Annotated in this window: 23 protein-coding genes, 1 tRNA gene and 2 pseudogenes; 9 read left to right on the plus strand and 17 right to left on the minus strand. The window is 63.2% G+C overall.

Features of this window, described 5'->3' with window-relative positions:
* Window positions 1–17 precede the first annotated feature (17 nt).
* The 9 genes and pseudogenes from OXH74_RS04695 to OXH74_RS04735 form a co-directional block, all read right to left on the minus strand.
* Window positions 18–1019 (minus strand): septal ring lytic transglycosylase RlpA family protein, encoded by a 1002-nt coding sequence (locus OXH74_RS04695; protein WP_215371102.1) that lies wholly within the window; start codon window positions 1017–1019, stop codon window positions 18–20.
* Window positions 1020–1022: 3 nt separating this feature from the next.
* A complete protein-coding gene (gene mltB, locus OXH74_RS04700; RefSeq protein ID WP_375741560.1) occupies window positions 1023–2012 on the minus strand; it encodes a lytic murein transglycosylase B in 990 nt (329 codons plus the stop codon).
* 35 nt (window positions 2013–2047) lie between these two features.
* Entirely contained in the window at window positions 2048–3193 is a 1146-nt protein-coding gene (rodA, locus tag OXH74_RS04705; protein WP_215371105.1) for a rod shape-determining protein RodA, read from the minus strand.
* Window positions 3190–5088: a penicillin-binding protein 2 gene (mrdA, locus tag OXH74_RS04710; protein ID WP_215371108.1), complete on the minus strand. Its 1899-nt coding sequence runs from the start codon at window positions 5086–5088 to the stop codon at window positions 3190–3192. The genes rodA and mrdA overlap by 4 nt, the downstream gene beginning before the upstream one ends.
* Before the next feature lie 9 nt (window positions 5089–5097).
* Window positions 5098–5565, minus strand: coding sequence for a 23S rRNA (pseudouridine(1915)-N(3))-methyltransferase RlmH (gene rlmH / locus OXH74_RS04715; RefSeq protein ID WP_375740268.1), 468 nt, complete (start codon window positions 5563–5565; stop codon window positions 5098–5100).
* 12 nt (window positions 5566–5577) lie between these two features.
* Window positions 5578–5931, minus strand: coding sequence for a ribosome silencing factor (rsfS, locus tag OXH74_RS04720; protein ID WP_375740269.1), 354 nt, complete (start codon window positions 5929–5931; stop codon window positions 5578–5580).
* Between the two features lie 19 nt (window positions 5932–5950).
* Entirely contained in the window at window positions 5951–6595 is a 645-nt protein-coding gene (gene nadD / locus OXH74_RS04725) for a nicotinate-nucleotide adenylyltransferase (RefSeq protein ID WP_375740270.1), read from the minus strand.
* On the minus strand, window positions 6595–7860 hold the full coding sequence (locus OXH74_RS04730) for a glutamate-5-semialdehyde dehydrogenase (protein ID WP_215371120.1): 1266 nt from the start codon (window positions 7858–7860) through the stop codon (window positions 6595–6597). Before OXH74_RS04730 ends, nadD begins: the two co-directional genes overlap by 1 nt.
* A gap of 127 nt (window positions 7861–7987) precedes the next feature.
* Window positions 7988–8134, minus strand: a pseudogene (locus OXH74_RS04735) (class I SAM-dependent methyltransferase); the annotation flags it as partial.
* Window positions 8135–8245: 111 nt separating this feature from the next.
* On the opposite strand from OXH74_RS04735, the gene OXH74_RS04740 reads away from it, so the two are divergent.
* Window positions 8246–8956, plus strand: coding sequence for a DNA-3-methyladenine glycosylase (locus OXH74_RS04740; protein ID WP_375740271.1), 711 nt, complete (start codon window positions 8246–8248; stop codon window positions 8954–8956).
* Window positions 8953–10269, plus strand: a complete 1317-nt coding sequence (locus OXH74_RS04745) for a bifunctional DedA family/phosphatase PAP2 family protein (RefSeq protein ID WP_375740272.1) — start codon at window positions 8953–8955, stop codon at window positions 10267–10269. The genes OXH74_RS04740 and OXH74_RS04745 overlap by 4 nt, the downstream gene beginning before the upstream one ends.
* Window positions 10270–10359: 90 nt before the next feature.
* Here the strand turns inward: OXH74_RS04745 and OXH74_RS04750 are convergent, their stop codons facing one another.
* The 3 genes from OXH74_RS04750 to OXH74_RS04760 are packed head-to-tail and all read right to left on the minus strand — an operon-like array spanning window position 10360 to window position 12035.
* Window positions 10360–10950, minus strand: a complete 591-nt coding sequence (locus tag OXH74_RS04750) for an LON peptidase substrate-binding domain-containing protein (RefSeq protein WP_375740273.1) — start codon at window positions 10948–10950, stop codon at window positions 10360–10362.
* Window positions 10951–10959: 9 nt separating this feature from the next.
* Complete coding sequence (locus tag OXH74_RS04755; protein WP_375740274.1) at window positions 10960–11676, minus strand: LrgB family protein; 717 nt, start codon at window positions 11674–11676, stop codon at window positions 10960–10962.
* Window positions 11673–12035: a CidA/LrgA family protein gene (locus tag OXH74_RS04760; protein WP_215371139.1), complete on the minus strand. Its 363-nt coding sequence runs from the start codon at window positions 12033–12035 to the stop codon at window positions 11673–11675. The genes OXH74_RS04755 and OXH74_RS04760 overlap by 4 nt, the downstream gene beginning before the upstream one ends.
* Before the next feature lie 199 nt (window positions 12036–12234).
* Between OXH74_RS04760 and OXH74_RS04765 the strand changes: the two genes are divergently transcribed.
* The 5 genes from OXH74_RS04765 (at window position 12235) to OXH74_RS04785 (ending at window position 16864) form a co-directional block, all read left to right on the plus strand.
* Complete coding sequence (locus OXH74_RS04765; protein WP_215371145.1) at window positions 12235–12690, plus strand: MaoC family dehydratase; 456 nt, start codon at window positions 12235–12237, stop codon at window positions 12688–12690.
* Between the two features lie 290 nt (window positions 12691–12980).
* A complete protein-coding gene (locus OXH74_RS04770) occupies window positions 12981–14708 on the plus strand; it encodes a C13 family peptidase (RefSeq protein ID WP_375740275.1) in 1728 nt (575 codons plus the stop codon).
* Between the two features lie 28 nt (window positions 14709–14736).
* Window positions 14737–15378, plus strand: a complete 642-nt coding sequence (locus OXH74_RS04775) for an oxidoreductase (RefSeq protein WP_375740276.1) — start codon at window positions 14737–14739, stop codon at window positions 15376–15378.
* A gap of 91 nt (window positions 15379–15469) precedes the next feature.
* Window positions 15470–16336, plus strand: coding sequence for an MBL fold metallo-hydrolase (locus OXH74_RS04780; protein WP_375740277.1), 867 nt, complete (start codon window positions 15470–15472; stop codon window positions 16334–16336).
* A 60-nt stretch (window positions 16337–16396) separates the two neighbouring features.
* The gene (locus OXH74_RS04785; protein WP_375740278.1) at window positions 16397–16864 is read left to right on the plus strand and encodes a YbaK/EbsC family protein; all 468 of its coding nucleotides are present in this window, start codon (window positions 16397–16399) and stop codon (window positions 16862–16864) included.
* Between the two features lie 175 nt (window positions 16865–17039).
* Here the strand turns inward: OXH74_RS04785 and OXH74_RS04790 are convergent, their stop codons facing one another.
* Window positions 17040–17642 (minus strand): lytic transglycosylase domain-containing protein, encoded by a 603-nt coding sequence (locus tag OXH74_RS04790; RefSeq protein WP_375740279.1) that lies wholly within the window; start codon window positions 17640–17642, stop codon window positions 17040–17042.
* A gap of 214 nt (window positions 17643–17856) precedes the next feature.
* On the opposite strand from OXH74_RS04790, the gene OXH74_RS04795 reads away from it, so the two are divergent.
* Window positions 17857–17932: transfer RNA gene (locus OXH74_RS04795), tRNA-Ala, on the plus strand.
* Window positions 17933–17954: 22 nt separating this feature from the next.
* On the opposite strand, the gene OXH74_RS04800 is transcribed toward OXH74_RS04795, so the two are convergent.
* From OXH74_RS04800 to mpl, 3 genes are read right to left on the minus strand one after another with little or no spacing between them, the layout of a single operon-like run.
* The gene (locus OXH74_RS04800; RefSeq protein WP_375740280.1) at window positions 17955–18245 is read right to left on the minus strand and encodes a YceK/YidQ family lipoprotein; all 291 of its coding nucleotides are present in this window, start codon (window positions 18243–18245) and stop codon (window positions 17955–17957) included.
* Window positions 18235–18864 (minus strand): flavin prenyltransferase UbiX, encoded by a 630-nt coding sequence (ubiX, locus tag OXH74_RS04805; RefSeq protein WP_375740281.1) that lies wholly within the window; start codon window positions 18862–18864, stop codon window positions 18235–18237. Before ubiX ends, OXH74_RS04800 begins: the two co-directional genes overlap by 11 nt.
* An 11-nt stretch (window positions 18865–18875) precedes the next feature.
* Window positions 18876–20228: a UDP-N-acetylmuramate:L-alanyl-gamma-D-glutamyl-meso-diaminopimelate ligase gene (gene mpl, locus OXH74_RS04810; protein ID WP_375740282.1), complete on the minus strand. Its 1353-nt coding sequence runs from the start codon at window positions 20226–20228 to the stop codon at window positions 18876–18878.
* 490 nt (window positions 20229–20718) lie between these two features.
* Between mpl and OXH74_RS04815 the strand changes: the two genes are divergently transcribed.
* On the plus strand, window positions 20719–21312 hold the full coding sequence (locus tag OXH74_RS04815) for an amino acid synthesis family protein (RefSeq protein WP_375741561.1): 594 nt from the start codon (window positions 20719–20721) through the stop codon (window positions 21310–21312).
* Between the two features lie 211 nt (window positions 21313–21523).
* Here OXH74_RS04815 and OXH74_RS04820 read toward each other — a convergent pair.
* A pseudogene (locus OXH74_RS04820) lies at window positions 21524–21864 on the minus strand (ATP-binding cassette domain-containing protein); the annotation flags it as partial.
* Window positions 21865–22018: the final 154 nt, after the last annotated feature.

The following is a 22018-nucleotide window of genomic DNA, read 5'->3' on the forward strand; positions in this document are numbered from 1 at the left end:
CAAGGTTTGGGAAGCCGTCAGTCCGGCTTCACCAGGGTTGGCTGGCCAAGATTGGCCAGACGCACGCTGTCCTGAAGTTGCTTGGCCTCACCCTGAGTGCCGATCGGCCCCAGGCGAACCCGATGCAGGATCTGCTGGTTCCGCACGACCGAGCTGATGAACACCGGGGCACTCACCGTCTCGCTCAGCTTGGCCTTGAGGAGTTCCGCAGCGTCCGGATTGGCGAAGGCGCCCACTTGGAGAAACAGGCCAGACGCTGCGAGTGAATCGTTTTTTTTTGCATCGATCTGCACCGGCAGCACGGCGGCGGCATGCTGCTGCGGGGGCGGCGTGTACTGCTCGATTGCCGCGGTGGCCAGCGGTTGCACCGCCGGCTGCGGCTGTGCCTTGGCAACGGTCTTGGGCTGTGCCAGCACCATGGGGACCGGACGGCCCTGCTGAGCCCACCACTGGTGGGGATCGATGCCTTCGACCTTGACCCGTGCCGTGCCGGTTTCGGCATAGCCGAGCTTCTTCGCCGCAGCGAAGGAAAGGTCGATGATGCGATCGGAGTAGAACGGACCACGATCGTTGACCCGCAGGATCACGTTGCGGCCATTGTCCAGGTTGGTGACGCGGACATAACTGGGCAGCGGCAGGGTCTTGTGTGCCGCCGTCATCCCATAGAGGTCGTACGACTCGCCGTTGGCGGTTGCCTGGCCATGGAACTTGGTGCCGTACCAAGACGCAGTACCGACTGCCTGGTAGCGGCGCGCGTCGTTCATCGGGTAGTAGGTCTTACCGAGCACGGTATAGGGGTTGGCCTTGACCGCGCCATAGTGCGGCATGGGCACAGCATCGGGAATGCGCGAGACGTCGACATCCCACCAGGGCGCTCCGTCCCTGTGCGGTCGTGAATAGTCGCCGGGACCGGAAATCGGTCCGCCGGGTTGCACAGGTTGCGGCGCACGGCTGCTGGAACAACTGGCCAGCAGCATCACCAGCGCGCCGTAGACGGCAACTTTTATTGGTTGTGGCATCGGTTAACGCCCGCCCCTTGCGTTGACCAGCAATTCAGAAAGTTGATGCACGGCCATGGCGTACATCACGCTGCGATTGTAGCGGGTGATGACGTAGAAGTTCGGCAATCCCATCCAATACTCCGCCCCCTCGTCGCCTTCCAGCTTGAAGGCCGTAACCGGCACATCATCGCGCACGGCATCGCCACTTGCCCAGCCCAGCGCCCTAAGATCGCCGACGTCCTTCACCGGGTCCAGCCCTTGGGTCAACCCCTCGTCGACTCGTTCGCCCCGAACCTGGGCGCGGCTGACGACCGGTCCACCGGCCACCCAGCCGTGCTGCTTGAAATAGCTGGCGACGCTGCCGATGGCATCCACCGGGTTCTTCCAGATGTCGATGTGGCCATCGCCATCGAAATCCACTGCGTAGGCGCGAAAACTGCTCGGCATGAACTGCGGCAGGCCCATGGCTCCGGCATAGGACCCCTTGAGCAGCAATGGATCGACCTGCTCTTCGCGGGCCAGCAGGAGGAACTCCTTGAGCTGCTTGCGGAAGAAATCTGCGCGCGGCGGGTAATCGAAACCCAGCGTGGATAGAGCATCGATCACCCGGAAGCTGCCGGTATTGCCGCCATAAAAGGTTTCGACACCAATGATGGCGACGATCACCTGGGCCGGCACGCCGTACTCCCTCTCGGCTCGAGCCAGCGCCTCGGCATGCTGGCTCCAGAAGGCCACGCCTTTCTGGATGCGTGCCTCGGTGATGAAGATCGGCCGGTATTCCTTCCAGGGCTTGACCCGTTCAGCGGGGCGCGAGATGGCGTCGAGGATCGACTGCTTGCGCTCTACTTCACGGAACAGGTCCATCAGTTGCTCACCAGCGAAGCCGTAGTCGCGCGTCATCTCAGCGACGAACTCGGCCACTTGCGGGGCTCCCTCGTAATCCCCCGACAGCGCTGGCGCAGCAGCGCCTAGCAGACTGGCCAAAGCGGCCCCGGAAACAACTCGCTGCATCCACTTTTGCAGTGCGTTCAAATCATTCACTCGTATCAAACCTGGGCGATCCACTTGCGATGGGTATGGATCGCCATCAAAACCCCAAACCCTGACAGCAGCGTCACAAGGTGAGTTCCGCCGTAACTGATAAAGGGAAGGGGCACCCCCACCACCGGCAGCAGGCCGCTGACCATGCCGATGTTGACGAACACGTACACGAAAAAGGTCATGGTCAGGCTTCCTGCCATCAGCTTGCCGAACAGGGTCTGGGCCTGGGCAGTAATCACCAGGCCACGGCCGATAAGCAGCAGGTAAACCAGGAGCAGCAGGCAAACGCCCACCAGGCCGAACTCTTCGCTGAGGACGGCAATGATAAAGTCCGTGTGGCTTTCGGGCAAAAAATCCAGATGCGACTGGGTGCCCAGCAGCCAACCCTTGCCAAATACGCCGCCGGAACCGATCGCTGCCTTGGACTGGATGATGTTCCAGCCGGTGCCCAGCGGGTCACTCTCCGGATCGAGGAACGTCAACACCCGCTGCTTCTGGTAGTCATGCAGGACGAAGTACCACATCCCCACGGCCACGGGCACCAGGGCAGCCACCGCGCCGGCGATCCAGCGCCACTGCAACCCGGCCATGAACAGCACGAAGGCCCCCGAGGCGAGGATCAGCAGGGCGGTACCCAGGTCAGGCTGCTTGAGGATCAGGACGAAGGGCACGAGGATCAGCACCAGGCTGACCGCGATATGCTTTAGCTTGGGCGGCAGATTGTGCCTGGACAGGTACCAAGCGATGGTCGCCGGCATGATGATCTTCATGAACTCGGACGGCTGGAAGCGGATCACGCCGGGGATATTGATCCAGCGCGTGGCTCCCATCGCCGTATGGCCCATGATCTCGACCACCAGCAGCAGACTGACGCCCACAGCGTAGGCAAGCGGCACCCAGCGCGCCATGAAGCGTGGTTCGAACTGGGCGATGACGATCATCGCGGCCAAGCCAAGGCCGAATGAACTGGCCTGCTTGGCCAGTAGGTCCCAATGCTTGCCACTGGCAGAGTACAGGACGAACAGGCTGCCAGAGGCAAGCACCAGCAGGATCAACAACAGCCAGCCATCGATATGCAGGCGCTGCAGGAGGGTGGCGCGCCGTTTGAGCACGTCCTCCTGGGAAATGGTGCGATCGAAATTGCTGTTCATCGATTGACGCTCTGCTGGTCCGCCAACGGCTGCGGCGGGCGGAACTCGGGTTTCAACTGGCCATCCTCACCCAGCAACCAGGCGTCCATCACTTGCTTGACCACCGGCGCGGCAACGCCCGAACCGGACTCGCCATTCTCGACCATCACGGCTACGGCGATCTTCGGGTCCTCGGCTGGCGCGAACGCCACGAACAAGGCATGGTCGCGATGTCGCTCCTGGAGTTTGTTGCGGTCGTACTTCTCGCCCTGCTTGATCGCCACCACCTGGGCTGTGCCGCTCTTGCCGGCGATGCGGTACACCGACGTTGCGCCGACCTTGTGCGCCGTGCCGCGCGCGCCATGCACCACCTGCTCCATGCCGACGCGCCCGTAATCCCAGTATTTCGGATCACGCAGGGTGATGTCGGGCATTGGACTCGGGTCCACGGGCGGCTGGCCCTCGATGGTCTTGGCTAGGTGCGGACGGATCCACTTGCCACGATTGGCCATCAGCGCAGCGGCCTGTGCCAGTTGCAGCGGTGTGGACTGCATGTAGCCCTGGCCGATGCCGAGGATCAGCGTCTCGCCGGGGTACCAGGCCTGACGATAGCGCGCACGCTTCCACTCGCGGGAGGGCATCAAGCCACTGGACTCCTCGAACATGTCCAGGGCGACCCTCTGACCAAAGCCAAAGCGACTCATGTAATCATGCAGGCGATCAATACCCATCTTGTGGGCAAGATCGTAGAAATAGGTGTCATTGGAACGCATGATCGCCGTTTCCATGTTCACCCAGCCGTCCCCGGAACGGTTCCAGTTCCGATATTTGTGCTTGTAGTTGGGCAATTGGTAGAAGCCTGGGTCGAACACCCTCGTGGACGGAGTGACGACACCTGCATCCAGACCCGCAACCGCCACCATAGGCTTGATGGTGGAGCCAGGCGGATAGAGCCCCCGCAGAACGCGGTTATAGAGCGGACGATCGATGGAATCACGTAGCTCGGCATAGGCCTTGAAGCTGATGCCGGTGACAAAGGGGTTCGGATCGAAGCTAGGCTGGCTGACCATGGCCAGTACATCGCCGGTAGCCGGTTCGATGGCAACGATGGCGCCACGACGCCCGCCCAAGGCCTGTTCGGCGGCCTCCTGCAGGCGCACGTCCATGGTCAGCACCAGGTCCTTGCCGGGCTTCGGGTCAGTGCGCTTGAGTACCCGCAGCACGCGACCACGCGCATTGGTCTCGACCTCTTCGTAGCCCACCTCGCCGTGCAGCACGTCTTCGTAGAAGCGCTCGATCCCGGTCTTGCCGATGTGGTGAGTGCCGCTGTAGTTGACCGGATCGAGCTGCTTCAACTCTTTTTCGTTGATCCGTCCGACATAGCCCACTGAATGGGCGAAGTGCTCGCCTTGCGGGTAATGGCGCACCAGTTGCGCCACCACCTCGACGCCCGGCAGTCGGAACTGGTTCACCGCAACCCGGGCGATCTGCTCCTCCGACAACTCGAAGAGGATCGGCACCGGCTCGAACGGCCGGCGCCCTTGGCGCATGCGCTTCTCGAAGAGCGCGCGATCATCCGGCGTCAGCTCCAGCACTTCGACGATCACGTCCAGCGTCTTCTGCCAGTCGCCAGAACGTTCCCGGGTGACACTAAGACTGAAGCTTGGTCGGTTATCGGCGACGATCACTCCATTTCTGTCGAAGATCAGTCCGCGCGTCGGCGGAATCGGCTGTACATGGACGCGATTATTCTCTGATAGCGTCGAGTGGTACTCGTACTGAATCACCTGCAGGTAATACATGCGAGCAATCAGGACGCACGTCAACAGCAACACCGCCACCGCGCCCACGATCACACGCTGACGCACCAGGCGGGCGTCCTTTTCGTGGTCTTTCAGACGGATCGGTTGCGGCATGGGGACTGCTTACTTGTGGTAAGGGTGGCCAGACAACACGGTCCAGGCACGGTAGATCTGCTCGCCAATGAGGATTCGCACCAACGGATGCGGCAAGGTCAGCGGCGATAGCGACCAGCGCTGCTCGCTGCGCGCACAAACCTCCGGCGCCAGCCCCTCGGGGCCGCCGACCATCAGGTTGACGGTGCGCGCATCCAGGCGCCAGCGATCCAGCTCCGCCGCCAACTGCTCAGTGCTCCAAGGTCGACCTTCGACCTCCAGGGTCACCACGCGTTCCCCCGGCTGCACCTTGGACAGCATCGCCTCGCCCTCCTGGCGAATCAGGCGGGCCACGTCGGCGTTCTTGCCACGGGTACCCAATGGAATTTCGACCAGCTCAAGGAACAGTTCGGACGGCAGGCGCTTGACGTACTCTTGCCAGCCTTCTTCGACCCAACGCGGCATGCGCGTGCCGACGGCAATCAGTCGTAGACGCAAGGGAAGCCCCGCTTATTCGTGGCTGTGATGGGCCCGGCTCTGCTCGGCGCCCTGCCAGAGGCGCTCCAGATCGTAGAACTGGCGAGTGGCCACCTGCATCACGTGAACCACGACATCACCCAGGTCCAGCAGTGCCCACTCACCGCCGTCCAGACCTTCGCTGCCCAGCGGACGCACGCCCTGCTCCTTGACCTTTTCCAGCACGCTTTCGGCCAGGGATTTCACATGACGACTGGAAGTACCGCTGGCGATCACCATGAAATCGGTGATGCTGGTCTTGCCACGCACGTCGATGGTGGTGATTTCTTGCCCTTTCATGTCTTCCAGGGCCGCGATGGCGACCTTGACGAGCTCTTCGTTTTGCATCGGTTATCTACCTCATGAATCAGTTCGGCGCACGGTAAAGGCCGTGCGCATGGATATAGGCCAACACGGAATCGGGCACGAGGAAACGCACCGAGCGCCCCTCCGCCAGAGATTGGCGAATCTGGGTGGCGGACACCGCCAGCGGTGTCTGCCAGACAAAGGCGATCTGTCCGGATGCGCCCTGGATGGATTGCGGATCGGCCGAACTGCGAGCAGCCAAGAGGTCGCGCAGCGCTTCAGGGGCCTCACTGTCGGCATCCGGACGCTGCAAGACCAGGATGTGGCAGTACTCCAGCAGCTCCTTCCAGCGGTGCCAGGTCGGCAGGCCACAGAACGCGTCCCAGCCCACCAGCAGGAAGAGCTGATCATCGGCCGCCAGTTCCGAGCGCACGGACTCCAGCGTGTCGATGGTCCAGGAAGGGCGATCACGCTTGAGCTCGCGGTCATCGACCAGCAACGGTGGGACACCCGCAACGGCCAGTCGCACCATTTCCAGGCGATCCTTTGCCGAGACCTGCGGTGTATCTCGGTGCGGCGGCCGCGCGCTGGGCACCAGGCGCAACTCGTCGAAGGCAAATTGCTCGGCCACTTCCAGGGCACCTCGCAGGTGACCTATGTGCACGGGATCGAATGTGCCGCCGAAGAGGCCAATGCGCTTGCCCATCAGGTGCGTACGTGACCGTCGCCGAAGACCACGTACTTCTCGCTGGTCAGCCCGTCCAGGCCAACCGGTCCACGGGCGTGCAGCTTATCGGTGGAGATGCCGATCTCCGCACCCAGACCGTACTCGAAACCATCGGCGAAGCGGGTCGAGGCGTTCACCATCACGGAACTGGAGTCCACTTCGGTAAGGAATCGCCGCGCATCGCTGAAGTTCTCAGTGATGATCGCGTCGGTATGCTGCGAGCCGTAGGTATTGATGTGCAAGATGGCCTCGTCGAGACTGTCGACGATCTTGATCGACAGGATCGGCGCATTGTACTCGGTGCGCCAATCTTCTTCGGTGGCTTCCAGCACCGCATTGCCCAGCAGCGCACGGGTGCGTGGGCAGCCACGCAATTCCACGTTCTTGTCGCGGTAGATAGCGGCCAGCGGCGGCAGTACGCGCTCGGCAATACCTGCGTGCACCAGCAGGGTTTCCATAGTGTTGCACGGGGCGTAGCGCTGGGTCTTGGCGTTATCCGCAACACGGATGGCCTTGTCGAGGTCGGCGGCGACGTCGATGTAGACATGGCAGATGCCATCCAGGTGCTTGATCACCGGCACCTTGGCCTCGCGGCTGATACGCTCGATCAGGCCCTTGCCGCCACGCGGTACGATCACGTCGACGAACTCCGGCATGCTGATCAGCGCGCCAACCGCAGCACGGTCGGTAGTTTCCACCACCTGGACCAGCTCCGCCGGCAGACCGGCATCCGCCAGGCCCTTCTGGATGCAGCGGGCGATAGCCTGATTGGAGTGAATGGCCTCGGAGCCACCGCGCAGGATGGTGGCGTTGCCAGACTTCAGGCAGAGGCTCGCCGCGTCGATGGTCACATTGGGACGCGACTCGTAGATGATCCCGATCACGCCCAGCGGCACGCGCATCTTGCCGACCTGGATCCCGGACGGCAGGTACCGCATGTCGCGGATTTCACCGATGGGGTCCGGCAAGCTGGCGACCTGGCGCAGGCCCTCGATCATGTCGTCGATGCGCGCCGGGGTCAGGGCCAGGCGGTCAAGCATGGCTGGCTCAAGGCCATTGGTGCGGCCATTGGCCAGATCCTGCTCGTTGGCGGAGGTCAGCTCGGCGCGAGCGCTGTCCAGGGCATCGGCGGCCGCCAGCAGGGCGCGATTCTTCTGGGCAGTGCTGGCGCGTGCGGCCACGCGCGAGGCGGCGCGCGCAGCGCGGCCCAGGCGGGTCATGTAATCGAGAACGGACTCGGTCATGGTCTCGGGATTCTGAAAGACAGGAAAGCGGCCGATTATAGCTGTCGCGCCGCCCCACGCCCAGCGGCGTCGGGCAGATGGTCGATGAGCCGTCGTCGGCCCCCTGGCCGGCGAGCGCCGGGCGGAACGGTGACAGGATGCCATGGACCCAACGGCCGAACGTCGTGGCAAAGGGCCACTCGGCCAGTTGGTGGCGATACCAGACGTAGCCGGTGTAATGCGCACTGGCCGTGATGTAAGCGCTGTCGGCGCGGACCCGTTCGGGACTTGGCAGCGGGCTCTTGTTGTTTTGCCTGATGTTTCCGAAACGTGGCGTCAGCTTCGGATCAGCATGGCTTCCGTATAATCACCGGCCTATGCCTACCAGGAACCCTGCGACAGCCCCATGCCCCGCGATCCCATCCTAAGTTTGCCTTGGCCCGGCGCCCGCCCGCTGCCGGATGCCTTCTTCGACCGTGACGCACAACAGGTCGCTCGCGAGCTTTTGGGCAAGGTCATCCGCCACCGTGTCGATGGCTGGTGGCTAGGCGCACGCATCATCGAAACCGAAGCCTACTACCTGGTAGACAAGGGCAGCCACGCCTCCCTTGGCTACACCAATAAGCGGCGCGCCTTGTTCCTCGACGGCGGCCACATCTACATGTACTACGCACGCGGTGGCGACTCCTTGAACTTCAGCGCCCACGGCGCCGGCAACGCCGTACTGATCAAATCCGCCCATCCATGGGTAGATGACGTATCCCCTGCCGAAGCCCTGGCCGCCATGCAGCGCAATAATCCAGATGCCCGCGGCCTGCCGCGCTCGCCCCAACGCCTGTGCGCTGGACAGACGCTGCTTTGCAAGGCCATGGCCCTGAAGGTGCCAGACTGGGATGGCCAGCGGTTCGATTGGCAACGGTTGTTCGTCGAAGATGTCGGCGAACGCCCTGCCCGTATCATCCAGACCGCTCGCCTGGGTATCCCCCACGGGCGCGACGAGCACCTGCCTTACCGATTCGTCGATGCCGACTATGCTCGCCACTGCACGCGAAACCCGCTGCGCCGTGGCCAGGTCGAAGGACGCGACTTTCATCTGATCGAGGACATGTCCCCATGACCCAATGGTACGACCAGGTCACCGCCTGGCTAGGCGCCAATCCGGAGTGGCTCGGCCTGGCCATCTTCCTGATCGCCTGCATTGAATGTCTGGCCGTCGCCGGCATCGTGGTGCCTGGCGTCGCCCTGCTCTTCGCCGTCGGGGTGATGGCCGGCAGCGGTGCACTGGAACTTTGGGAGACGCTGCTGCTGGCCTACACCGGCGGCCTGGTGGGTGACCTGATTTCCTATGGCATCGGCCGGCGCTTCCACCAGAACATCCGGGGCCTGCCACTGTTGCGCGACCACCCGGAATGGATCGGCAGCGCCGAAACCTACTTCCAGCGCTATGGCGTTGCCAGCCTTCTGCTGGGCCGCTACATCGGTCCACTGCGCCCGATGCTGCCCATGGTGGCGGGGATGCTGGACATGCCCCTGCCACGTTTCATCGCTGTGAGTATGCTCGCTGCCGCCGGATGGGCCGTGGCGTACCTGCTGCCGGGCTGGGCTACTGGCGCGGCATTGCGGCTGCCGTTGCCCGAGGGTTTCTGGGGCGAAGCCGCCGTGGTGCTGGCGGCAATGGCCGTCGTGCTTGGCCTGATCATCCAGGCCACCCTGCTGGAGAGACGCTGGGCCAACCCGATGGCGGCTGGCCTCTGCCTCGCGGCACTGGCCGCCCTGCTGCTCGGCTGGCCGCACCTGCAAGGTTTCGACCAAGGCCTCATGGCCCTTGTCCAGGAACAACGAACCGCCAAGCTCGACCATTTCATGGTGCTGATTACCCGACTCGGCGACTTCCAGACCCAGTTGCTGGTCGGCGCCGCATTAGGCGCGCTCCTGCTGATTGCCCGCCAGTGGCGTGCGGCCGGTTTCACGATCGCCACGCTGGCCGCAACCGGCTTGGCCAACACAGCGCTGAAGCACTTTTTCGCCCGCGCCCGCCCGGACATCCTCATGGAGCCACTGACCAGCTACAGCTTTCCGAGCGGCCACAGTTCGGCGGCCTTCGCCTTCTTCCTGGTGCTGGGCATCCTGGCTGGCCGTGGCCAGCCAGGGCGCTTGCGGCTGACCTGGCTGCTGCTGGCCTGCCTGCCGGCGCTGGCGATTGCGCTCTCGCGGGTGTACCTCGGGGTCCATTGGCCGAGCGACGTTCTCGCTGGCAGCTTACTGGCTGCCTGCATCTGTGCCGCCAGTCTGGTGGTGATGCAGCGTGCAGCCCCACTTTCGGCGATGGCGCCGCAAGTCTGGCTATTGGTGTTGTCAGCATGCCTGGCATTGTTTGGGGGCATTGCCACCTGGGCGTTGCCGGCGGCCATTGCGCGGTATAGCTACTGAAAGGTTTTTTTGCGGAACTTGGGGCCCGCACGGGACAGGCAAGCCTGTCCGCTGCCCCTGAGTCACCTGGGGGACTGGAGCTACGGAGCCCTAGGCAATCGACTCCCCTTGCAGCTCATCGAGCATCCCCTGCAAAAACGCCAGGCGCTGCAACGGATCGCCCATCCCCAACAACTGCAGCTTCTCCTTGAGGCTGAACGGCAGCAGGTAGGCCAACTGGTTGGCCAACGCCTGCTGCCCCTGCACCACCCCGCCCATGCCCAGGCTCTGCACCATCGGATGCTCGGCCAGAACATCGAGCAACGCCGCAAGGTCGGCATGCTCCGGCAAGAGCGACTGCTCACCGCTGTCCTCCAGCCACTCAACCTCGGCCAGCGTCAGTTGATCACGCAGCACCTCGGCCGAATTGACATGAAAGCGCCGGCCGCCCTCCACGCGAATACCCAACAGGCCATTGGGCTGCTGCTGCCAGTCACGGATCAGCGCCTCACAGCCGATGGCGGCGAAACGGCTGGCCGCATCGCCCACCTCCTGGCCTTCGAGGATGGCCACCACGCCAAACCCCTCCCCCTGCTTCATGCAGCGCCCAATCATGTCGAGGTAACGCGCCTCGAATATCTGCAGGTCCAGAGTGCAACCCGGAAAGAGCACGGTATTGAGCGGAAACAACGGCAGCTTCATTCACGGACCTCAAGCAATCAGCGCCACGGCGAGTGGCAACAACACCGCAGTGGCCACGCCCATCAAGCTCATGGCCAATGCTGCGAACGCCCCACACTCCTCACCGACCTGCAAGGCCCGGGCGGTGCCCACCGCGTGGGCGGTTAGCCCTAGGGCCATGCCCTGCGCGGCCGGATGGTGCACGCCGAAGCGGCGCAACAGCTCCGGCCCGAGGATGGCGCCTAAAACGCCCGTAATCAGCACGAATACCGCCGCCAGCGCGGCCACACCACCCAGTTGTTCGGCCACCAGCATGGCAATGGGCGAGGTCACCGATTTCGGCAGCAGTGTCATCAGTACCATGTGTTCGGCGCCGAACCACCAGCCCAACAGTGCTACCGACAGCGTAGCGAACAGCCCGCCGAACACCAATGTCAGGAGAGTCGGCCAGAACAGCTGGCGAATTCGCCGCAGGTTGAGATAGAGCGGTACAGCCAGGGCGACCGTGGCCGGCCCCAGGAACAGGCTCAGCAATTCGGTGCTCTTGCGGTATTCCTGGTAGCTGATGCCGCAGGCCAGCAGTACACCAATCAGCAGCAACATCGACAGCAGCACCGGCTGCAGAAACACCCAGCGAGTCTTCTCATAGGCTGCCAGCGCCAGTTGGTAGGCGCCAAGGGTGATGCCGAAGCCAAACAGCGGGTGCTGCACCATCGCCTGGATGGCTGCTTGCCAATCGAATGTCATGCCTCCTCCTTGCGCCGAGCCTGCCGGTCGATGAGCTTCTGCATCAGCCAACCACAAAAGATGAAGGCCAGCAGCAACGACAGCACCAAGGTACCGACAATCGCCCAGAAATCGGCCCAGATGGCCCCGGCATATGCCATCACACCTACCGCGGGCGGCACCAGCAGCAAGGGCAGGTAGCGCAGCAGGCTGCTGGCGGCGACACTGAGCGGTTCGCCGACTTCTCCGCGCGCAAGCAGGTAGAGGAACAGCAGCACCAGGCCGATGATCGGCCCCGGCAGCATGTGCAGGAACAGGGCATTGAGCCCGCTACCGATCAGCTGGAACAGCACCAGCCAGGTCAGTCCGCGCAACAGCATGACAATCTCCAGGAGTCAGGCCCGGCCGAGACAGGCGTGACCGGGGCAGCGCCATTATAGGCGCGCAACCCCGCGCTATAACCCGTCATTCGCAAGGGACATGGCCGCTTGACCAGCCTGGTGAGCCGTGATGATGTAGGCTCCCTACACGCGTTACACCCAAAAAGAACTAAAACAACGCATCCATGGAGGATGATGTATGCCGCTTGTACCTGTCGCAGAACTGAAGACCTACATTGGCAAGGACCTGGGCCACTCCGAATGGGTGACCATCGACCAGCAGCGCATCAACCAGTTCGCCGAATGCACCGGCGACCACCAGTTCATCCACGTCGACCCCGAACGCGCCAAGCAAACGCCTTTCGGCTCTACCATCGCCCATGGATTTCTCAGCCTCTCGCTTATCCCCATGCTGATCGAGAACTTGCTGGTCATGCCGGAAGGCCTGAAGATGGCTGTGAACTATGGCCTGGACAGTGTGCGATTCATCCAGCCGGTGAAGGTCGACTCCCGGGTCCGCCTCTCGCTGAAAGTGATCGACGTGAATGAAAAGAATCCGGGGCAATGGCTGATCAAGGCCCTCGCTACCCTGGAGATCGAAGGGCAGCAGAAGCCTGCCTATATTGCAGAGTCCCTCAGCCTCTGCTTTGTCTGATGCCGTGCGGCCGAGAGCATGGCAATTGCCCTCGGCCCAGACGCCCCCTGACGATGGGACGCCCTTGTCTCATCGCCCCCTGTTCCAGCTTCAGGCTGCCCCCCTTTGGGAGGAGCAAGGGTGAATGAAGGCGGGCAAACGTTCCGCCCGCCAGGCGAATGAAATTGCTCCCTCCGGTTTCGTGCGCCCCATAGCACTTCTCGCAGCCTCGTGGCCCTCCTCCAAAAATCCCCGCAATCGCCCGCTTTTTTGCGCCACACTGATACCAGACTCTCCAACAAGGCTCCTAAATGAAGCACCTGCTCCCCCTATCCCTCGCCCTGCTGCTAGCGGCTTGCGGCGAAGGGGAACCCCTGACTCCTCCAGATGCCCGCCTGCCGGATGGCTCGCGCTACCGCGGGGAGCTGGTCGACGGCCTGCTGCAAGGCCCTGGCCGCCTGGACTACAGCAATGGCACCTGGTTCCAGGGCCAGTTCAAGGATGGCCAACCCGAGGGCCAGGGTGAGTGGCACGGCCCCAATGGCATGGTCTACGTCGGTGAGTTCAAGGCCGGACTGTTCCATGGTCGCGGGCTGCTGACCTATGGCGATGGCACCAGCTACAAAGGCCGCTTCAAGGGCAACCAGTTCAATGGCGAGGGCACGCTGCGCCAAGGCGGCATGACCTACCGCGGCGAGTTCCGCAACGACAAGTACCACGGGCTGGGCATGCTCGAATGGCCAGACGGCAGCCTCTATCAGGGCGGCTTCGCAGCCGGCCAGCCGGACGGCGAAGGCGTACGTACCGACAGCGCCGGCAACCGCTTCAGCGGCCAGTTCCGCAAAGGTCAACTGCAGGGCCCTGGCAGCTATCAGGGCGAAGACGGCTCCCACTACGTGGGTGGGTTCAAGGACAGCGTGTTCGACGGCAAGGGACGCTTCTCCAGCGCCGAAGGCGATGTCTGGAGCGGTACGTTCAGGCAGGGCGCGCTGGCCGGCGAAGGGGAGTTCCAGGGGGCCGACGGCAGCCACTACCAAGGCCAGTTCAAGGACTGGCGCTACCAGGGCAAAGGCCAGCTTCGAGAGGCTGACGGTAGCCACTATCAAGGCCATTTCAGCGGCGGGCTGTACGCCGGCCGCGGCAACCTGACCCTGCCCGACGGCCGCAGCGAAGCCGGCATCTGGCACGAGGGCGTGCGAATCCGTGATGATCAGGGCAAGGCGCTGCCGACTCCGCTGGAAGTGGGTCTCCTCGCCCAGGGCATGCTGCTCGACCAGGCCATCGCCAGCCTGCCCGCCTCCACTCCGGAGGTCGAACTCTATTCCCTGAGCCTGGCCGGCGACGGTCGCCAGAGCGTGTTCCTACGCGAGGCGGACTACGTTTCCCGGCTGCTTGCCGAGCGTTTCGGCGCCCATGGCCAAATCACCCTCGTCAACCACCGCGAGCACATGGCCGACCGCCCCCTGGCCACCCGTGAGAGCCTGACCCGCGCCGTGCAGGCGATAGCCGAACGCAGCGGGCCGGAGGACCTGGTGTTCATCTACCTCACCAGCCATGGCTCGCCACAACATGAACTGGCCCTGGAACAGCCTGGCCTCGAGCTCGCCCCACTGCCGGCCCACGAGCTGGCCAACCTGCTGGCGCCACTGCGCGAGCGGACCAAGGTGCTGGTGATTTCCGCCTGCTACTCCGGTGGCTTCATCCCCGCAGTGAAGGATGACAACACCCTGGTAATGACTGCCGCCCGTGCCGACCGTGTCTCCTTCGGCTGCTCCGAGGAGAGCGACTTCACCTACTTCGGCCGCGCCCTGTTCGCCGAGGCCTTCAAGGAAACCGATGACCTTGAACGGGCCTTCGACATCGCCAAAGCGAAAGTGGCCGAGCGCGAGCAGGCCGATGACTTCGAGGCCTCGGAGCCGCAGATCTGGGCGCCCAAGTCCGTGATCACCCGTTGGCGCACGCTTCGCGAGCATCAGGCCAAGGCCGCACTGACTGCGCAACGCAACGTGAATTCCGACAAAACCGAGCACAGCCACTAAGCTGGAATTGTATCAGCGGAGAAACAGCATGCATTTGACGCCCCAGCACATCCTGCTCGCCGGCGCCACTGGTCTCACTGGCGAACACCTGCTCGACCGCCTGCTCAGCGAACCCACGGTAATGCGGGTGGTGGCGCCCACGCGTCGGCCGCTGGCCGAACACCCGCACCTGACCAATCCCGTGGGTCCGTTCCCCGAGCTGCTCACGCAACTCCACGGCCCACTGGACACTGCCTTCTGCTGCCTCGGCAGCACGATTCGCCAGGCTGGGTCACAGGAAGCCTTCCGTGCTGTCGACCATGACCTGGTCCTGGCCGTCGCCCAACGCGCCCGCGAACTGGGTGCGCGGCACTTCATCGTGGTCAGCGCCCTGGGTGCCAACCCAAAGTCCCAAGTGTTCTACAACCGGGTCAAGGGCGAGATGGAAGAAGGGCTGAAGGCCCAGGACTGGCCACAACTGACCATCGCCCGCCCCTCGCTGCTGCTCGGCCCTCGCAGTGAGTTCCGCGTCAGCGAACGCCTGGCAGCGCCGCTGATGCGCTGGGTACCAGGCAAATACCGCGGCATCCATGCCTGCACCCTTGCCCGCGCGCTCTGGCGGCTGGCACTGGAAGAGGACAACGGGGTACGCATCGTCGAATCCGACGACTTGCGCCGGCTCGGTCGCTGACCGCCCAGCTCCGCGGCGACACCCGGGGCTGGGCAGGCAGAAGCTCAGCGGTTAGCCTTATCGACCTTCCAGTCGATGCGAAGCTTCTGCCATGCGTACCCTCACCACCCTCTTGGGCAACAGCCAGAAACTCGACGGCGGCGCCATGTTCGGCAATGCTCCCCGCGCCCTCTGGGAGCGCTGGATGGCGCCGGATGCCGAACACCGCATCGACCTCGGCTGCCGTGCCCTGCTGGTACAGGACGGCGAGCGCAACATACTTGTGGAAACGGGTATCGGCGCCTTCTTCTCCCCGGAGCTGAAGCAACGCTTCGGTGTCCAGGAGGAGCACCATGTGCTCCTCGACAGCCTCGCACAATTGAGCCTCAGTGATGCCGACATCGATGTCGTCCTGCTCACCCACCTGCATTTCGACCACGCTGGCGGCCTGCTCGCCCCCTGGGCACCCGGCCAACCGCCGCGCCTGCTGTTCCCCAACGCCTGTTTCGTGACTGGCCGTCGCCAATGGCAACGCGCCTGCCAGCCTCACGCGCGCGATCGCGCCTCCTACATCCCGGAATTACTGGAACTGCTCGAAGCCAGCGGCCGCCTCGAACTGGTCGACGAAGGCTCCAGCAGCCCAAGCCTCGGTGATGCCTGGCGCCTGCACTGGAGCGACGGCCACACCCCCGGCCAGTTACTTCCGGAGATCGACATGCCCGACGGCCCGGTGCTGTTCAGCGGTGACCTCATCCCCGGCTCACCCTGGGTGCACTTGCCCATCACCATGGGCTACGACCGCTTCCCCGAAGGCCTGATCGAAGAGAAGGAAGCCCTGCTCGCCGATCTGCTGGCACGCAACGGCCGACTCGTCTTCACCCACGACCCGGCCATCGCCATGGGCCGTGTGGTGCGCGATGCCAAGGGCCGCTATGGCCTGGTCGACAGCCTTGCCGACGTGCGCGGGCTGACCGGCTGAACGGCTTGACGCACAGCGTCGGGTAAACAAGGATTCCGCTTTGCCAAGGAGACCGACAGCATGAGCCTCGATTCGGTGCGCACCTTCTTCGCCCGGAAGGCCCCGGAAATCGACATCATCGAACTGAAGACCAGCACCGCTACCGTGGCCCTCGCCGCCGAGGCGCATGGTGTCGAGCCCGGTCGCATTGCCAAAACGCTGGCCTTCCGCGTCGGCGAACAGGCGGTCCTGGTGGTGGCCCGGGGTGACGCGCGAATCGACAACCGCAAGTTCAAGGAAACCTTTGGCGGCAAGGCCAAGATGCTCGATGCCGAGACGGTGGAGGCGCTGACCAGCCATCCGGTTGGCGGGGTATGCCCCTTCGGACTGGCAACGCCGCTGCCGGTGTATTGCGATCGATCCTTGCAGGCTTTTGACGAGGTGGTGCCCGCTGCCGGTGCCATCCACAGTGCTGTGCGCATCACACCGCAGTACATGGCCGAGCTGGTCGAAGCGCAGTGGGTGGATGTGTGTCAGGAGCCTGGTTGACATAGGCGATACAAGCCACAGCACTCAGCGCTCAAGGCCAACGAGCAGTCCGCAGGATGGCCGGGCGGCGCCAGGCTCGGCCAACGATTTCGCCCCGCCGGACAAACGCACCGCGGCAAGGTCCAGCCCCCAGTTTCCCCCAGCGCCAGCACCCCGAACCTGGGGAGGTTCCCCACTAACGGGCCCGTTTGGCACTGGCCTGCAAGCGCTCGTAATGCTTCAGCACGCTGGGCACATAGCGCTGGGTTTCCGGATAGGGCGGAATCGCACGGCCAGCGCTGTGAACCGCCGCAGGCCCCGCGTTGTAAGCCGCCAGGGCAAGAGACAGATCGTTGTTGAACTGTCTCATCAGGCGTTTGAGGTAGCGTGCACCGCCCCGTATGTTCTGCGCGGGGTCGAAAACATTTTTCACGCCCATGTTGCGCGCGGTATCCGGCATCAGCTGCATCAACCCGGCAGCACCGCGCGGCGAGACGGCTGAGGGATTGTAGTTGGATTCGGTCTTGATCACCGCATGCAGCAGGTCCGCAGGCAGACCGTACTCCTGGGCGGCCTGGGCCACCATCAACCTGTAGCGCCGCCCCGATGCCGCCGCGCGAGGCTGCGAGACCTTCCTGGCGGGCTCGCGAGCGACTCGCGCAGGGTTCAGGCCAGATCGGTGGATGGTGGTCAGCGTGACCCTGCCGCCCACCGTATCCACGCGATAGATGTCTGCCTGAGTGGCCAGTGGCGCCAGCATGGCAAACAGGCACAACGCCCTCATAGCGAAGGTTTGCATGGTCGACCCTCCCCTTTCGGGTCCGCAGTCCCATGGATGCTTCGGTGCAACTCAATCAGCAAAGCACATGCCGGATCGCCGGCCAGCCCTCGACCGGGCAGCATGCCCGGGTCTTGCCTGGACGGCACCAGACACCCGCTGAATGGATGCTTGACCATGCTCGAGCATTCAGTAGCAGCGAAGTGCACAGGCCAAAGCTAGGCTTTGGATTCAAGGGGACGTAGCTCAGCTGGGAGAGCGCGGCGTTCGCATCGCCGAGGTCGGGAGTTCGATCCTCCTCGTCTCCACCAGATTCACGCTGTCGAGCAGCGTTCAATAACCGCCGGAAACACCCAGATTGACACCCAGCTCGGCCGCCACGGCGAACGGTAACAGCAGGGTATCCAGCAGCGCACTGGCGGGCAGGTCCAGACCCGGATAGCGGGGGGGCTCGACGCCGAAGCGGTCCATCGGGCAACAACCGCCCTTCAGCGAATACCAATCCAGCCGAGTGCCGGAATAAATAATCGGTGCACCCGGCTTAGCCGCATTCAAAGTGGTGACGCTGGCGCAGCCCTGAACGACGAGCGCCAGCAACAAGGCCAGCAGCGGCCTATTCATCAATACCCAGATGGTGCTCGCCCCAACGCGGCAGCATGTCCTGCGGGATGTCCAGCAGGTTGAGGATTCGCGCCACCACGAAGTCCACCAGGTCATCGATGGTCTGCGGCTGGTGATAAAAACCGGGCGACGCCGGCACGATCAGTGCCCCCAGGTTCGACAGCTTCAGCATGTTCTCCAGATGGATGCTGGAGTACGGCGCCTCGCGCGGCACCAGGATCAGCTGGCGGCGCTCCTTCAGCGCCACGTCGGCGGCACGCTCGATCAGGTTGTTGCAAGCGCCGGTCGCGATGGCCGAGAGAGTCCCGGTAGAACAGGGCACGACGACCATCGCACCCGGCGCACCGGAGCCGGAGGCAACCGGGGCCATCCAGTCCTCCTTGCCGTAGACGCGGATCTGCCCCGGTGCGGCGCCCGTGTATTCGCTCAGAAATACCTGCATCGCCTGGGGCTTGGCCGGCAAGGTGACATCTGTCTCGGTGGCCATCACCAACTGGGCGGCCTTGGAGATCATGAAGTGCACCTCGCGGTCCTCCTGCACCAGACAGTCCAGCAGGCGCAGGCCATATTGCGCGCCCGAGGCGCCGGTCATCGCCAGGGTGACGCGTGCGGGTCCGCTCATCGGCCGTCTCCTCAGTCTTCCAGGGCCTTGGCCAGTTTGCCATGCAGGCCGCCGAAGCCGCCGTTGCTCATGATCACCACCTGGGTTCCTGGGCGGGCCAGCACCTTGACCTCGTTAATGATGCTTTCCAGCGAGGTGCAGACCTGCGACGGTACCGGGCAGGCCATTGCCGTGGCGGCCAAGTCCCAGCCGAGGTTCGGAGGCGCATACCAGAACACCTGATCGGCCAGTTTCACCGACTCCGGCAGGCCATCCCGGTGGGCGCCAAGTTTCATGGAGTTGGAACGTGGCTCGATCACTGCGATAACCGGCGCATCGCCTACGCGCTTGCGCAGCCCGTCAAGGGTCGTGGCAATGGCAGTCGGGTGATGAGCGAAGTCGTCATAGATGGTTATGCCCTTCACTTCGGCAACCTTCTCCATGCGCCGCTTCACGCTCTTGAAAGCGCTCAGGGCGGCGACACCCAGTTCCGGCACCACACCTACATGGCGAGCGGCGGCCAGGGTCGCCAGGGCATTGGCGACGTTGTGCTGGCCGGTCAGCTCCCACTCGACGGTCCCGGCCGAGGTGCCCTCGAACGACACTTCGAAACGCGAGCCGTCTCCAGCAAGCAGGCGCGCCTGCCACTGGCCGCCTTCGCCGGTGGTTTGCACAGGGGTCCAGCAGCCCATTTCCAGCACCCGCGCAATAGCGCTCTCGGAGGTGGGATGGATGATCAGGCCTTGGCCCGGAATGGTGCGCACCAGATGGTGGAACTGCCGCTCGATGGCCGCGAGATCGGGGAAGATATCTGCATGGTCGAACTCGAGATTATTGAGGATCGCAGTGCGTGGGCGGTAATGGACGAACTTCGAACGCTTGTCGAAGAAGGCGCTGTCGTATTCATCAGCCTCGACTACGAAGAACGGCGTGCCGCCCAGGCGTGCCGACACTCCGAAGTTCTGCGGCACACCGCCGATGAGGAAGCCCGGGCTCATGCCCGCATGCTCCAGCACCCAGGCCAGCATGCTCGTGGTGGTGGTCTTGCCGTGGGTACCGGCAACGGCCAGCACCCAGCGGCCTTGCAAAACGTGGTCGGCCAGCCATTGCGGGCCGGAAACGTAAGGCAGGCCTTTATTCAGCACATATTCCACCGCCGGGTTGCCGCGAGACAAAGCGTTGCCGATTACCACCAGGTCGGGTGCCGGCGTGAGCTGTGCCGGATCATAGCCCTGCATCAACTCGATGCCCTGAGCCTCCAGCTGGGTGCTCATGGGCGGGTAGACGTTGGCGTCGGAACCGGTGACGCGATGGCCAAGCTCTTTGGCCAGCACCGCCAGCGACCCCATGAAGGTGCCGCAGATGCCAAGGATATGGATATGCATGAATGACCTCTGAATCGGGCCACCAGGCCCGTAAAAAACTTGTCGCAGGTTAGCACAGCGGCCTGCCTGGCCCTATTGCCCCGTACGCAACCGGGTTTGCTTGCCGAGGGTGCGAATTCATTCGAAAACCGGGCCGAAGGGCCATCCTTTTGGGGGGGCGCGGCGAGTCCCTTTGCAAATGATTTCGTCCCAACAGTCGAATGCCACGGCATCGGAGCCGTGGAGCGAGAACCTGGTTTGACAATCAGGACGCAGGGAGTTCGCCCAAGGTCAATCTCGCCAGGATCAAGACGACTCAGGGCCACGAAACCATGACTGCCTCATGCCACTTTCCGTTCGCTCTGGAGGGTGGTTCGAAGCGATGCATCCGAGGACCGCTGATACGCATAAAACGATGCTATCTGATCATTTTTTGCGCACCCGCTATGCGGCAATATGGAATGGCATACCGTATTACGGAATCCCTAAACACCTTCATCTAGAGAATCCCATGAGCTTCGAAATTCGCAAAATCGTCACCTGTATCGAAGAGACCTTCATTGAAGGTGGCAAGGCTGCTGCAAAGCCGGTAACCATGACTGGCGTGGCTGTGGTGCTCCGCAATCCATGGCATGGAAGAGGATTCGTCGAGGACCTCAAACCTGAAGTCAGGGCACACTGCTCCGAACTCGGCGCCCTGATGGTCGAGCGTCTCTGCGCTGCCATCGGTGGTGCTGGCCGGATTGAGGCTTATGGAAAAGCCGCAGTAGTCGGCGAAGAGGGCGAAATCGAACATGCCTCGGCGGTGATCCATACCCTACGCTTCGGCAATCACTATCGTGAAGCTGTCGATGCCAAAAGCTATCTGGTTTTCACCAACAAGCGCGGCGGCGCTGGGACGTCGATCCAGATCCCAATGATGCACAAGGATGACGAAGGCCTTCGCTCGCACTACCTGACCCTGGAAATGCAGATAGAAGATGCGCCCCGGGCAAACGAGATTGTCGTTGTCCTCGGCGCGGCCAATGGAGGACGCGTGCATTCGCGCATCGGCAACCGCTACCTGGACCTGCAAGAAATTCAGGCGGAGCAGGCACAAGAGTAGTTCTGCCTGACGACACCGAGGTCTTGACTTTCTCCCCCTCGAGCGTTGAGTCACTACCATTCACGGGCGTTCTGCTGCGCCGGCAGCAGCAGCTGTTGCCTCCCGTGCAGTCCGCAACTGATTGGGATGCCAGGGCGACTCACTCGATTCAAACAGGTTGCCTGCGCGGAGTCATGGTTGAAGGAAATGCCAGATGAAGGGGAGATTCCGCTCATTTCGCGCTGCTCATCTGATGTCTAGACGCGAATTGACGAAAACGCTCGGTGGGCAAGCCTTCGAACAACTCCGCGGGAGTACTTTGGGCATCGAGGCGTCCGTCCTGCATAAAGATCACTCGATTGGAAACCTGCCGGGCATATCCCATCTCAGGGGTGACAACCAACATGGTGCGGCCCTCCTCCGCCAGAGAGCGCATCACCTTGAGCACCTCCCCACCAACTCAGGGGCCAGTGCCGAAGTTGGCTCATCGAAAAACATGACCTGAGGTTTCATCGCCAAAGCCCGGGCAACTGCAACGCGTTGTTGCTGACCTCCGGATAGATCAGCGGGATAGTACTAAACAAAGCGCGCCCCAACCGCTGAATGGGGGGCCTGCGGAATCTCTAAACAAGTCAGCCGCCCTCGGACAATCGCACGTGGCTTCCACAAGGCAGACGCTGATCGCTACTACCTCACCCAGACCTTCCTGTTCGCTGGTGATGATCCC

Source organism: Metapseudomonas boanensis (assembly GCF_042232855.1).
GTDB classification, from domain to species: Bacteria; Pseudomonadota; Gammaproteobacteria; order Pseudomonadales; family Pseudomonadaceae; genus Metapseudomonas; species Metapseudomonas boanensis.

Bases quoted from the DNA above. Each gene is read 5' to 3' on its own strand.
- rodA (WP_215371105.1), bottom strand. From the start codon at position 3,193: ATGAACAGCAATTTCGATCGCACCATTTCCCAGGAGGACGTGCTCAAA.
- OXH74_RS04775 (WP_375740276.1), top strand. From the start codon at position 14,737: ATGCATTTGACGCCCCAGCACATCCTGCTCGCCGGCGCCACTGGTCTC.
- OXH74_RS04740 (WP_375740271.1), top strand. From the start codon at position 8,246: ATGCCCCGCGATCCCATCCTAAGTTTGCCTTGGCCCGGCGCCCGCCCG.
- OXH74_RS04730 (WP_215371120.1), bottom strand. From the start codon at position 7,860: ATGACCGAGTCCGTTCTCGATTACATGACCCGCCTGGGCCGCGCTGCG.
- OXH74_RS04750 (WP_375740273.1), bottom strand. From the start codon at position 10,950: ATGAAGCTGCCGTTGTTTCCGCTCAATACCGTGCTCTTTCCGGGTTGC.
- OXH74_RS04695 (WP_215371102.1), bottom strand. From the start codon at position 1,019: ATGCCACAACCAATAAAAGTTGCCGTCTACGGCGCGCTGGTGATGCTG.
- rsfS (WP_375740269.1), bottom strand. From the start codon at position 5,931: ATGCAAAACGAAGAGCTCGTCAAGGTCGCCATCGCGGCCCTGGAAGAC.
- OXH74_RS04745 (WP_375740272.1), top strand. From the start codon at position 8,953: ATGACCCAATGGTACGACCAGGTCACCGCCTGGCTAGGCGCCAATCCG.
- OXH74_RS04780 (WP_375740277.1), top strand. From the start codon at position 15,470: ATGCGTACCCTCACCACCCTCTTGGGCAACAGCCAGAAACTCGACGGC.
- OXH74_RS04770 (WP_375740275.1), top strand. From the start codon at position 12,981: ATGAAGCACCTGCTCCCCCTATCCCTCGCCCTGCTGCTAGCGGCTTGC.
- OXH74_RS04760 (WP_215371139.1), bottom strand. From the start codon at position 12,035: ATGCTGTTGCGCGGACTGACCTGGCTGGTGCTGTTCCAGCTGATCGGT.
- OXH74_RS04755 (WP_375740274.1), bottom strand. From the start codon at position 11,676: ATGACATTCGATTGGCAAGCAGCCATCCAGGCGATGGTGCAGCACCCG.
- nadD (WP_375740270.1), bottom strand. From the start codon at position 6,595: ATGGGCAAGCGCATTGGCCTCTTCGGCGGCACATTCGATCCCGTGCAC.
- mrdA (WP_215371108.1), bottom strand. From the start codon at position 5,088: ATGCCGCAACCGATCCGTCTGAAAGACCACGAAAAGGACGCCCGCCTG.
- OXH74_RS04815 (WP_375741561.1), top strand. From the start codon at position 20,719: ATGAGCTTCGAAATTCGCAAAATCGTCACCTGTATCGAAGAGACCTTC.
- mpl (WP_375740282.1), bottom strand. From the start codon at position 20,228: ATGCATATCCATATCCTTGGCATCTGCGGCACCTTCATGGGGTCGCTG.
- OXH74_RS04790 (WP_375740279.1), bottom strand. From the start codon at position 17,642: ATGCAAACCTTCGCTATGAGGGCGTTGTGCCTGTTTGCCATGCTGGCG.
- ubiX (WP_375740281.1), bottom strand. From the start codon at position 18,864: ATGAGCGGACCCGCACGCGTCACCCTGGCGATGACCGGCGCCTCGGGC.
- OXH74_RS04785 (WP_375740278.1), top strand. From the start codon at position 16,397: ATGAGCCTCGATTCGGTGCGCACCTTCTTCGCCCGGAAGGCCCCGGAA.
- OXH74_RS04765 (WP_215371145.1), top strand. From the start codon at position 12,235: ATGCCGCTTGTACCTGTCGCAGAACTGAAGACCTACATTGGCAAGGAC.
- mltB (WP_375741560.1), bottom strand. From the start codon at position 2,012: ATGCAGCGAGTTGTTTCCGGGGCCGCTTTGGCCAGTCTGCTAGGCGCT.